This is a genomic window from Roseateles sp. DB2, assembly GCF_051857535.1.
Lineage (GTDB): Bacteria > Pseudomonadota > Gammaproteobacteria > Burkholderiales > Burkholderiaceae_C > Roseateles_B.
Genome location: NZ_JBPZGY010000005.1, coordinates 82659 through 94296, shown reverse-complemented (window position 1 = coordinate 94296; position 11638 = coordinate 82659). Strand labels below are relative to the sequence as shown.

11 protein-coding genes and 1 other RNA gene are annotated in these 11638 nt (G+C 67.6%); 3 read left to right on the top strand and 9 right to left on the bottom strand.

Going from position 1 to position 11638, the window contains the following annotated elements; translation table 11 throughout:
* Positions 1-17 precede the first annotated feature (17 nt).
* From ACS5PK_RS09895 to ACS5PK_RS09855, 9 genes are all read right to left on the bottom strand, one after another.
* Positions 18-578 (bottom strand): DUF1569 domain-containing protein, encoded by a 561-nt coding sequence (locus ACS5PK_RS09895; protein WP_439440069.1) that lies wholly within the window; start codon positions 576-578, stop codon positions 18-20.
* Between the two features lie 2 nt (positions 579-580).
* Entirely contained in the window at positions 581-1438 is an 858-nt protein-coding gene (locus ACS5PK_RS09890; RefSeq protein ID WP_439440068.1) for an alpha/beta hydrolase family protein, read from the bottom strand.
* Positions 1439-1512: 74 nt separating this feature from the next.
* Entirely contained in the window at positions 1513-2757 is a 1245-nt protein-coding gene (locus ACS5PK_RS09885) for an acetyl-CoA C-acyltransferase (protein ID WP_439440067.1), read from the bottom strand.
* 12 nt (positions 2758-2769) lie between these two features.
* Positions 2770-3279 carry a DUF4442 domain-containing protein gene (locus tag ACS5PK_RS09880; RefSeq protein WP_439440066.1) on the bottom strand — a complete coding sequence of 170 codons (510 nt, stop codon included), beginning with the start codon at positions 3277-3279 and terminating at the stop codon, positions 2770-2772.
* Between the two features lie 12 nt (positions 3280-3291).
* Positions 3292-3368, bottom strand: a non-coding RNA gene (locus ACS5PK_RS09875) — sX9 sRNA.
* Positions 3369-3420: 52 nt separating this feature from the next.
* Positions 3421-5817 (bottom strand): 3-hydroxyacyl-CoA dehydrogenase/enoyl-CoA hydratase family protein, encoded by a 2397-nt coding sequence (locus ACS5PK_RS09870; protein ID WP_439440065.1) that lies wholly within the window; start codon positions 5815-5817, stop codon positions 3421-3423.
* A gap of 66 nt (positions 5818-5883) precedes the next feature.
* A complete protein-coding gene (locus ACS5PK_RS09865; RefSeq protein ID WP_439440064.1) occupies positions 5884-6324 on the bottom strand; it encodes a DUF2147 domain-containing protein in 441 nt (146 codons plus the stop codon).
* Between the two features lie 119 nt (positions 6325-6443).
* On the bottom strand, positions 6444-8234 hold the full coding sequence (locus ACS5PK_RS09860) for an acyl-CoA dehydrogenase C-terminal domain-containing protein (RefSeq protein WP_439440063.1): 1791 nt from the start codon (positions 8232-8234) through the stop codon (positions 6444-6446).
* Between the two features lie 32 nt (positions 8235-8266).
* Entirely contained in the window at positions 8267-9019 is a 753-nt protein-coding gene (locus tag ACS5PK_RS09855) for a TetR/AcrR family transcriptional regulator (RefSeq protein ID WP_439440062.1), read from the bottom strand.
* A 380-nt stretch (positions 9020-9399) separates the two neighbouring features.
* Here ACS5PK_RS09855 and ACS5PK_RS09850 point away from each other — a divergent pair, with 380 nt between their 5' ends.
* The 3 genes from ACS5PK_RS09850 (at position 9400) to ACS5PK_RS09840 (ending at position 11569) form a co-directional block, all read left to right on the top strand.
* Complete coding sequence (locus ACS5PK_RS09850) at positions 9400-9957, top strand: HNH endonuclease (RefSeq protein WP_439440061.1); 558 nt, start codon at positions 9400-9402, stop codon at positions 9955-9957.
* 535 nt (positions 9958-10492) lie between these two features.
* Positions 10493-10987, top strand: a complete 495-nt coding sequence (locus tag ACS5PK_RS09845; protein WP_439440060.1) for a glycine zipper 2TM domain-containing protein — start codon at positions 10493-10495, stop codon at positions 10985-10987.
* 369 nt (positions 10988-11356) lie between these two features.
* Complete coding sequence (locus ACS5PK_RS09840) at positions 11357-11569, top strand: hypothetical protein (RefSeq protein WP_439440059.1); 213 nt, start codon at positions 11357-11359, stop codon at positions 11567-11569.
* The last annotated feature ends 69 nt before the right edge of the window (positions 11570-11638 follow it).

The window sequence follows — 11638 nt, the reverse complement described above, 5'->3', positions numbered from 1 at the left end:
ACTGGCGATTCAGAAGGTCAGGCCGCAGCAGGCTGCAGCCGCTCCCAGTGGTGGGCGAGGTGCATCAGGTGGGCCCGCTGGTACTCGGGCTTGCTCAGCGGCCCGTAGGCGAAATGGGGCTTCAGCGGGCCGGTCCAGGCGGCGAAGGCGTCCATGGCGTCCAGCAGGCGCTGCACGCCGTGCTTGAGCGTGGCCTCGGCGTCCAGGGCCGGGGCGCCGGGGATGGGCTCATCGCGGTCGTGGTTCATCTTGCCGCGGGCGTCGAAGAGCGCGAAGGCGGTCTTGCCCAGGGTGGACTGGAACCAGGCCGGCTTGGGCGCCGGATAGCCGCTCATCGAGTACTCGATGCTCTGGGCCAGGTGCTCCAGCAGCTGGGGCACGGTCCAGGCGCCCTCGTGCTTGCGGGCGTGGAAGCGCAGCTCCAGCACGGCCTTCTGGGCCTGGGCCCAGCCCTGGAAGCCCTCGGGCAGCTGGCCCTGGCAGCCGCTCAGCAGGCCGGTGCCCGAGACCAGCGCCGCGCCAAGCACCAGGCGGCGCGAGGGTTCGGCGGCGCGATGGGGGTCAGGTCTTGCGTCCATGCTCAGGCGCCTTGCAGCCACAGACTCACGCGCGGCCAGAGCTTGGCCTCGAAGCGGGCGCGGAAGAAGCCGAAGTGGCCGATGCGGCGTTCGCCCACGTCCTTCGGGGCGATGTGCTGCAGCTGCGGCTGCGCGCCGGCATAGAAGCTGTGCAGGTGCTCGATGCTGTAGCGGGACATGAACTCGTCGTCCGTGAAGGACAGCGACAGCATGGGCGTCTGCAGGCTCGCGTAGCGCTGGCGAAGCGCCTCGCCGCCCTCGCCCATCATGTACTGACGGTCCAGGCACCAGCGGCGCCACTGCGCCATGACGCCGCGCGGCAGGTCCCCGACCTTGCGCAGGCGGCGGCCCGGGAAGTAGCCGAACAGCGGCAGCGTGAGCGGCACCACCACGTACCACAGCCACCAGACATAGCGCTTGAGCTGGGCGGCGTTGCGGCGCCAGTAGCCGCTGCCGCTGCCCACGGTCACCGCCTTGGCGATGCGCTCGCGGTTGGGCAGCAGGCCCAGGATCTGCCCGCCCAGGCTGTGGCCCAGCCAGTGCAGCGGGCGGTCGGGACCCAGCAGGCGCGAGAGCTCGTCCACTGCGCCGGCCGCGTCCTGCTCGGCCCAGGTGCGGATGTCCGCGTCCAGGCCCTTGAGCGAATGCCGCATCTCGGCCGGGCGCGAGGCGCCCATGCCGCGGTAGTCGAAGCTCATCACCAGCCAGCCCTGGGCGGCCATCCAGTGGGCGAAGTCGGCGTAGTAGCGCTGCTCCACGCCCATGGCCGGGGCGATCAGCAGGCCGGCCCGGGCCGTGGCGGGGTCGCCGTAGAGATGACCGCTCAGCGCGAAGCCGTCGCGGGCCTTGAAATGCAGCATGGAGTGCTCCTTCCTCGACAGATGCGGACCTGCAATGAAAAACGCGGCCCGCAGGCCGCGTTCTCAGCAGTGAATCACAGGCGTTCCAGGATGCCTGCGGCACCCTGGCCGGCGCCCACACACATGGTCACCATGCCGTACTTGCCGCCAGTGCGGCGCAGGCCGTGGATGACCGACGCGGCGCGGATGGCACCCGTGGCGCCCAGCGGGTGGCCCAGGGCGATGGCGCCGCCGTTGGGGTTGACCTTGGCGCGGTCCAGGACGATGCCCTTGCTGTCCAGGTCGTTCAGCACGGCCAGGGATTGGGCGGCGAAGGCCTCGTTCAGCTCGACCCAGTCCAGGTCAGCGGCCGTGATGCCAGCCAGCTTCAGGGCGGCGGGGATGGCCTCGATGGGGCCGATGCCCATGATCTCGGGCGGCACGCCGCGCACGGTGAAGGACACGAAGCGGGCCAGCGGGGTCAGGCCGAAGCGCTTGACGGCGGCTTCCGAGGCCACGATCAGGGCGCCAGCGCCGTCCGAGGTCTGCGAGCTGTTGCCGGCGGTGACGCTGCCCAGGCCGGTGGCCTTGCCCGTGGGGTCCTTGGGGGCTGCGAACACGGGCTTGAGCTTGGCCAGGCCTTCCAGCGAGGTGTCCTTGCGGGGGCCTTCGTCGATGTCGACCGTGCGCTTCTTCAGGGTGATCTCGCCGGTGGCCAGATCGGGGATGCGCTCGAGGATCTCAAAAGGCGTCATCTCAGCCTTGAAGTGGCCGGCCTCGATGGCGGCCAGGGCGCGGCGGTGGGACTCCAGCGCGAAGGCGTCTTGATCTTCGCGGCTGACCTTCCACTGCTGGGCGACCTTCTCGGCGGTCAGGCCCATGCCATAGGCGATGCCGATGTTGGCGTCGCGCTCGAAGATGGCGGGAGACAGCGAGGGCTTGTTGCCGCCCATCGGGACCATGGACATGGACTCGACACCGGCGGCGATCATCACCTCGGCCTCGCCCACGCGGATGCGGTCAGCGGCCATCTGCAGGGCGGTGATGCCCGAGGCGCAGTAGCGGTTGACCGTCACGCCGCCCACGGAATTGGGCAGGCCGGCCAGCACGGCGCCGACGCGGGCGATGTTCATGCCCTGCTCGCCTTCGGGGAAGGAGCAGCCCACGATGGCGTCTTCAATGGCAGCCGGATCCAGGCCCGGCACCTGGGCCAGGGCGGCCTGCATGGCGCGCACCAGCATCTCGTCCGGACGGGTGTTCCTGTAGTAGCCGCGGCCGGACTTGCCGATGGGCAGGCGCGTGGCGGCGCAGATATAGGCTTCTTGCACTTGCTTGGCCATGATTTCAACCTTTCAGTTCTTGGCGGGCGCTGGGGCGTTCTTGGGAACCCAGGCCCAGACAAATTCACATTCCACCGGGTTCAGCCCGGCCTCGTCGGTCACCGTCACCTGCACGCTCACCTCGCCCTTGGGCTCGGCCTGCATCAGCTGGCGCTGCTGCTCGGTCAGCACGGCACGGGCGCTGAGGCCGCCCGTCGCGCGCTTCCTGAAGGCCAGGTGCATGGACTTGCACAAGGGCAGGCAGTCGTCGCGCACGTTCATGCCCACCACCATGCCCGTGGCCGTTTCGGCCAGCAGGCCCATGGCGGCGGCATGCACGCCACCGATGTGGTTCTGCACCGGGCGGCGGTTGGCGATGGCGATCTCCGCCACCGCCGGCTCCAGCCGCAGGAAGTCCAGCTTGGCCGTGCCGGTGAAGGGCACGGCGCGGCGCAGCACCGCATTGCGCGCCAGAGGGCGCAGGGCGGCGGGCAGCGCGTCCAGTTTGGACAGGGTGCGGGCGAGGCGGTTGGCAGCAGTCATAGGACGTATGTGGGCTATCACCGGGCGTAGCGAGCGGACGTCAGGCTAGGCGGACGGAGCGCAGGAACCGGAACGTACTGGAGGTACGTGAGGATTCCGAGCACCGCCCAACGACGCATGACGTTCGCGCAGTAGCCCCACTCAGTTGCGCACCGGCTTGCCGGTCTGGAGCATGCCCATGATGCGCTCTTGCGTCTTGGGGTTCTCCAGCAGGCTGCAGAAGTGCTTGCGCTCCAGGGTCATCAGGTATTCCTCGTCGACCACGGTACCGGCTTCCACTTCGCCACCGCAGACCACGTCGGCGATCAGGCTGGCCAGGTGGTAGTCGTGCTCGCTGATGAAGGCGCCGTCACGCATATTGGCCAGCTGGCCCTTGATGGTGGCGATGCCGGAGCGGCCGGCCACGGGGATGCGGGCCTTCATCGGGGCGCGATAGCCGGAGTCGGCCATGGCCTTGACCTGGGCGCTGGCCACGAAGAGCAGCTCGTCCTTGTTCGGAACGATCAGGTCGGAGTCCAGCAGGAAGCCGTTCTTGCGCGCTTCCACGGCCGAGGTGGCGACCTTGGCGGTGGCCGCGGTCGTGAAGCCGTCCTTCAGGAAGGCGAAGATGTCGGCACCGGAGTTGCCAGCGGCCGCCATTTCAGCGGCACGGCGGGCGATGTAGGTCAGGCCGCCGCCGCCGGGGATCAGACCCACGCCGACTTCCACCAGACCGACATACGACTCCATGTGCGCCACGCGGCGGGCGCAGTGCACGGCGAGCTCGCAGCCGCCGCCCAGGGCCAGGCCGCGCATGGCGGCAACCACGGGCACCTGTGCATAGCGCACGCGCAGCATCATGTCCTGCAGCTTCTTCTCTTCCGGGGCGATGCCCTTGGCGCCCTTGGTCATGAAGACGGGCATCAGGGCTTCGAGGTTGGCACCGGCCGAGAACACATCGTCCGGCGACCAGATCACCAGGCCCTTGTACTTCGCTTCGGCGATCTCGACAGCCTTGAGCAGACCCTCGGTCACGGTCGGGCTGATCAGGTGCAGCTTGGCGGTGATGGAGGCGATCAGCACCTCGCCGTCCAGGCTCCAGACGCGCACTTCCTCGTTCTTGAACTCTTCCGTGCCGGCCTTGAGGGGCTCGACAGCGCCCTCGCCCACCAGGGACTCGGGGAAGGCCTGGCGCTCGTACACCGGCAGCTTGGCGCGGGGCTTGAACTTGCCTTCGGCGGCGCTCCAGGAACCGTTGGCGCTGTGCACGCCACCGTTCTCGGCCACGGGGCCTTCGAACACCCAGGCGGGCAGCGGGGCGCTGGCCAGGGTCTTGCCGGCTTCGATGTCTTCCTTGATCCACTGGGCGACCTGCGTCCAGCCGGCGGCCTGCCACAGCTCGAAGGGACCTTGTTGCGAGCCGAAGCCCCAGCGCATGGCGAAGTCGATCTCGCGGGCGGTGTCGGCCACGGTGGCCAGGTGCACGGCCACGTAGTGGAAGCTGTCACGCAGGATGGACCACAGGAACTGGGCCTGCGGGTTGCTCGATTCGCGCAGCAGCTTGATGCGGTCAGCCGCGGGCTTCTTCAGCATGCGGGCGACGATCTCGTCGGCCTTCTTGCCGCCGGCCACGTACTCGCCCGTGGCGAAATCGAGGCGCTGGATGTCCTTGCCCACCTTCTTGTAGAAGCCGGCGCCGGACTTCTGGCCCAGGGCGCCCTTCTCGATCAGGCCGGCCAGCACCTTGGGCGTGGCGTAGGTCGAGAAGAAGGGGTCGTCCTTCAGGTTGTCCTGCATGGTCTTGACGACGTGGGCCATGGTGTCCAGGCCCACGACGTCGGCCGTGCGGAAGGTGCCGGAGCTGGCGCGGCCGAGCTTCTTGCCGGTCAGGTCGTCGACCACGTCGACGGACAGGCCGAACTTCTCGGCCTCGATCATGGTGGCCATCATGCCGGCGATGCCGACGCGGTTGGCCACGAAGTTGGGCGTGTCATTGGCGCGCACGACGCCCTTGCCCACGGCGGTGGTCACGAAGCCTTCGAGCTGGTCGATCACTTCCGGACGGGTCGTCGGGGTGTTGATCAGCTCCACCAGGTACATGTAGCGCGGCGGGTTGAAGAAATGGATGCCGCAGAAGCGCGGCTTGATCTCTTCAGGCAGAACTTCGGAGAGCTTGGTGATGCTCAGGCCCGAGGTGTTGGAGGCCACGATGGCGTGCGGGGCGATGAAGGGAGCGATCTTGGTGTACAGATCCAGCTTCCAGTCCATGCGCTCGGCGATGGCCTCGATGATGAGGTCGCAGTCCTTGAGCAGTTCCAGGTGCTCTTCGTAGTTGGCCTGCTGGATCAGCGCGGCGTCCTCGGGCACGCCCAGGGGAGCAGGCTTGAGCTTCTTCAGGCCTTCGACGGCCTTGGTCACGATGCCGTTCTTGGGGCCTTCCTTGGCCGGCAGGTCGAACAGCACCACGGGCACCTTGACGTTGACCAGGTGCGCAGCGATCTGCGCGCCCATGACGCCAGCGCCGAGCACGGCGACTTTGCGAACTTGGAATCGACTCACGGAATTACTCCTCTTTCAATTCAGGGGGTGGACGCCGCCTTCGGCAGGCTGCGTCCGCTTGAGGCCTTACTCGACGCGGACCCAGACCTGGGTGCGGTAGAAGAAGCCCACGTAGCCGCGCATCTCCAGCTTCTTGCCACCTTCGATGGGCTTGAGCCGGGTGCGGTAGGTCTTGCCGTTGTTGGGATCCAGGATCTCGCCACCGGTCCACAGCGCCTTGTCGTCGGCGTCGTGCTTGACGCCGCGGATGATCTGCAGGCCCAGCACCGGCTTGTCCTTGCGATCGTCCTTGCAGAGATCGCACTTGGAGTCCTGGTGCGTGGGGTCGAAGATCTTCTCGATGTTGCCGACCAGCACGCCATTGCTTTCGCTGATGCGCACCAGGGACTTCTCGGTCTTGCCGTCGTCATCGATGGTCTTCCACAGGCCCACCGGCGAGCTCTGGGCCCAGGCGGGTGCGGCGAGCAGCACGGTGGCGATCAGGGAAGTGGCAAGGGCACGTGTCATGGGCGAGTCTCCTGTGTTTTATGTGAACGCCCCACCTTCTCCGAGGCGGGGCTTCGGGAGCGCCAGCATCGCAGAGCCTTTCCTGCTCTGCAATGCCAGGTCCTTCATTGACCCTGTCTTCAGAACAGGGCTTCGTCCATGGCCATCAGCGGCTGCAGGCCGGCACGGGCGGTGCGGATCAGCGAGGCCGTCTCGGGCAGCAGCTTGGCGAAGTAGAAGCGGGCGGTGTGCAGCTTGGCGGTGTAGAAGGGGTCGCCGCTGCCCTGCTTCTCCAGGGCGATCTTGGCCGAACGGGCGAAGAAATAGGCGAAGCACAGATGGCCCACGACGCGCAGGTAGTCCACCGCGGCGGCACCCACTTCATCGGGGTTCTGGAAGGCCTTCATGCCGATCTCGGTGGTCAGCTTGGTGACCTTGTCGCCCAGGTCGGCCAGCGGGTTGATGAACTCCTGCATGGCTTCACTGGTGCCCTCTTCCTCGACGAAGCTGGCGATCTTCTTGCCGAACTTCTTCAGCGTGGCGCCGTTGTTGCCCAGCACCTTGCGGCCCAGCAGATCCAGAGACTGGATGGTGTTGGTGCCCTCGTAGATCATGTTGATGCGCGCATCGCGCACGAACTGCTCCATGCCCCACTCGTGGATGAAGCCGTGGCCGCCGAAGACCTGCATGCAGTGCGAGGTGGCGATCCAGCCGTTGTCGGTCAGGAAGGCCTTGATGATGGGAGTCAGCAGGGCGACTTCGGCCTCGCATTCCTTGCGCTCGTCCTCATCGTCCGAGGAGAGGGCCTTGTCCAGCTGCAGGGCGACGTAGGTCGACAGGGCGCGGCCGCCTTCGGCATAGGCGCGGGCGGTCAGCAGCATCTTGCGCACGTCGGGGTGCACGATGATGGGGTCGGCAGCCTTGTCCGGTGCCTTGGGGCCCGAGAGGGCGCGCATCTGGATGCGGTCCTTGGCGTAGGTCACGGCGTTCTGATAGGCCACCTCGGTCAGGCCCAGGGACTGGTTGCCCACGCCCAGGCGGGCGGCGTTCATCATCACGAACATGGCGGCCAGGCCCTTGTTGGGCTCGCCCACCATGGTGCCGATGGCGCCTTCCAGCACCATCTGGCAGGTGGAGTTGGCATGGATGCCCATCTTGTGCTCCAGGCCGGCACAGAAGATGCCGTTGCGCGCGCCCAGGGTGCCGTCGGCGTTCACCAGGAACTTGGGCACGATGAACAGGGAGATGCCCTTGGAACCGGCAGGAGCGTCCGGCAGGCGGGCCAGCACCAGGTGGACGATGTTCTCGGCCAGGTCGTGCTCGCCGGCCGAGATGAAGATCTTGGCGCCGGTGATCTTGTAGGTGCCGTCAGCCTGGGGCTCGGCCTTGGTGCGCAGCAGGCCGAGGTCGGTGCCGCAGTGCGGTTCGGTCAGGCACATGGTGCCGGTCCACTCGCCGCTGGTCAGCTTGGTCAGGTAGGTGGACTTCTGCTCGGGCGTGCCATGGGCGTGTAGGGCCTCGTAGGCGCCGTGGCTCAGGCCGGGGTACATGGTCCAGGCCTGGTTGGCCGAGTTCATCATCTCGTACATGCCCTGGTTCACCAGCACCGGCAGGCCCTGGCCACCGTAGGCCGGGTCGCAGGACAGCGCAGGCCAGCCGCCTTCCACGTACTGCTTGTAGGCTTCCTTGAAGCCCTTGGGCGGGGTGACCTCATGCGTGGTCTTGTCCAACTTGCAGCCTTCGGCGTCACCGCTGAGGTTCAGCGGAGCGATGACCTCGGCGCAGAACTTGCCGCCCTCTTCCAGCACCGCGTTGATGGTGTCGGCGTCGATGTCGGCATGGGCGGGGAGCATCTTGAGCTCGTCAACCACATTCAGCAGCTCGTGCATCACGAACTGCATGTCGCGCAGGGGAGGGGTGTAGGTGGGCATGGTCGGCTCCTGTGTGGACTTGTGGTGAGAGATCAGGCGCGCTTGCGCGAGGCGGCAGCGCCGCGGGACTTGGACCCCGTGTCGGGGGCATCGGTTTCGGGCCCCTGCCCCCGGTCGACCTGATGGCCAGCCGCGGTGATGCAGGAGGCGATGACGCGCTCGAAGCCCTTGCCGGCGCGCTCCAGGGCGCCGGGGCTGCGCATGAAGCGCGCATCGTGGTGAAGGGAGAGGATCAGGCCGTGCAGCTCGAAGAGGATCTGCAGGGCGTCGGTATCGGCGGCCAGATGGCCTTCTTCCTTGGCCAGAAGAATGGCCTTGTGCAGGGCCGCGTGCCAGGCCTTGACCATGGACACCAGCGCGTCGCGCACCGGGCCCGGGCGGTCGTCGAACTCGACGGCACCGGAGATGTAGATGCAGCCCGAGTCGATTTCCACCGACACGCGACGCACCCAGCGCTCGTACAGGGCGCGCAGGCGCGGCAGGCCGCGCGGTTCGCGGATCGCCGTGAAGAAGACCTCTTCCTCGAATTTGGCGTGATACTCACGCACCACCGCGATCTGCAGTTCCTCGCGCGAGCCGAAATGGGCAAAGACGCCGGACTTGCTCATCTTGGTCACATCGGCCAGGGCGCCGATGGACAAGCCCTCCAGGCCCATGTGCGAGGCCAGTCCCAGGGCCGCCTCCAGAATGGCGGCGCGCGTCTGCTGCCCTTTTTGCAGGGAGCGGACGGCACGGCGCGGAGCCCGGGTCTCGGGCTTGCTGGCGGGCGTGGTGGCGGTGGGCACGGTGGTCTTTCGTGAGCGCTGAGGGCGTCAATAATAAAACGAACGATCGTTCTATTTTTGCCCAAAAGACCGCCCCCTGTGCAAGCCTCGCACCGGGCTTTCTAGGGGCATCCGCCTAGAAGCGCACGCTGGGCCGCTGGATTCCAGGGTGAACCCTGATATTTGCTGCAATGCAGCAGATGGCCAGACAAACCCAACAACGGACGGCCTGAGTCCGCAGCGGGGCAAGAGGCAGACCTGCCAGTCTGAGTGGCCTCGATGACAGGCGCTTGACGGGTGGCCAACGGCCCACAGTGCCCCGGATCGCGGGCCCTGCCCTCGTCGGCGCCTTGAGTCCGTCGGCGGACCTGCAGTACCCTGAGGGCTTGGAGGTCAGCGCCGTGGATGTTCTGCAACTGGATGTCTCGGGGCGACCGCAGGCCTGGATCACCACCCGGGACGCGGCCGCCCTCTATGCGAATGACGGCATCGCCTGGACCCTGGGCGAGCCCTGCCAGGTCCTGCGCGGCGGGCTGCAGCGGCGCACCGGGCTGCAGTCCCGCATCGAGGTCCACCCCATCATCGCCGTGCGCGGGGCCGTGCCCTCGCGGGCCTGGCGCCAGGAACCGGCGCTGTCCAACCACAAGCTCTTTGCCCGCGACCGCTACCTCTGCGCCTACTGCGGCCGCGCTTTCCCCGAGGACGACCTCACCCGCGAGCACATCGTGCCCAGCTCGCGCGGCGGGCGCGACAGCTGGATGAACTGCATCACCGCCTGCCGCAGCTGCAACGGCCGCAAGGCCGACCGCCTGCCCGAGGAGGCCCGCATGAGCCTGCTCTACCTGCCCTATGTGCCCAGCCTCCACGAGGACATGATTCTGCGTGGCCGCCGCATCCTGGTCGACCAGATGGAGTTCCTGCTGGCCAGCGTGCCGAGGAGCAGCCGGCTGCATGGGTGACACGGCGGGATCGCCGCCGTGAATGCAGCCCTCAGAGTGGGGACACCGGCCGGATTCGCTCTGCGTTCAGCAGATGAGCAGGATTCGTCGACTGATGGGCCGCGTCGGCGAACTTGCCATCCATGAGGTCCAGCGTAGGCACGCTTCCAGCGACAGGAGCGCGCCCACGCAATCGGCAGCCCTTCTGGCTCGCTCAGCTTCATTCGGATCCACAAGGAGCAGCGGGCGCGGGCATGACATTTCAGGGTTTTGGCCGCCGCCCCCAACGCTGGTACATGCATTGCGTCCTGGAGGAACTGTGATGCCCTCTTTCAAGCTCAACGCCCGTCGTCAGGCCAGCGTTGATGCCGCTGGCGAGTCGGCACGCCAGGCCAGCCCCGGGCCGGCCGTCACGGAACGTACACAAAACTCCGACCCAGTCGTCACGTACGGTGCTCCGTCGAGCCGCCCTCGCTGGGTAAAGTAGCGTCAAGGCGTCAACGCCGCTGCCTCCACCACGTTTGTGGTGGCAGACACCACCAGGAGAATCCTCACCATGAACAAGACCTTCACCCTTTGCGCCAGCGTCCTCGCCCTCAGCCTGCTGGGCGCCTGCTCCACCAGCAACCCGGACGTCGTCCAGCGTCATGACGCCCAGCGCATGTCCCAGGTCGTGGACGCCACCGTGCTGAGCGTGCGCCCCGTCACCGTGGACGGCAGCCAGAGCGGTGCCGGCGCGGTGACCGGCGGCGTGGTGGGCGCAGTGGCCGGTTCCTCGGTGGGCGGCCGCCGCGAGGGTCAGGTCGTCGGCGTGCTGGGCGCCGTGGCTGGCGCCGTGATCGGCAACGCCATCGAGCGCAGCGCCACCCGCGAGGAAGCCCTGGAGATCCTGGTGCAACTGCGCAATGGCGAACGCCGCTCCGTCGTACAGGCCAAGGGCCAGGAGAACTTCATCCCTGGCGACGCGGTCATCCTCGTGACCACCGGCGGCAAGACCCGCGTGAGCCGCGCACCCGTGGTCAGCCAGCCGGCGCCTGCTCCGGCGCACTGAGCCTCATGAGGACCGGCCTCGTCTCACCCAGGCTGGGAAGCGGGGGATGCAGGACATGCGGGGCACATGGGGACCCCTGAGGCTGTCAGTCCGCCAGGCTTGGGCTGAGCCCAGGCCGGCATCGAATGCGCACGCCCGGCTCAGCCCCTGAACCCGTGAGGCTGCCTCTGCCAGGCGCGGCAGCCCGCCGGCTGCCATGTGGCGCCATGCGCCCGAGGGCAGGGCCGGCAAGAATGGAAAGGTTCCTCACGGAACGAGGGGGGGTGACAACCGACCCCCCGCGTCCCGGGGACGCCCTTCGGGGGGGGCTGCCATCAGGCCGCCAAGCAGCGATGCTTCGGCCCATAGAAAACGTCGTGAGTCCCCGACATGCCCAGCCTCAGTCTCGACTTCTACTTCGCCCCCTACCAAGTCCGCCCGGTCAGCCATCCGGAGATCCAGGAAATGCCCGCATCCCTGGATGGGCTGGAGGTGCGGGACAGCACCCTGGCGGAATGGCTGGAGGTGGGCACCGGCTTCGACCATCTGACGCCTCTGGAGTCCCTAGACACCGACCAGCTGGATCAGCTCCCGGCCAACTGAGGACACGGTCTGCCTGCCGTCAAAGGTGCCAGGGCAGACCCGGCAAGGCCCGGCACGGCGGGTGGAGCC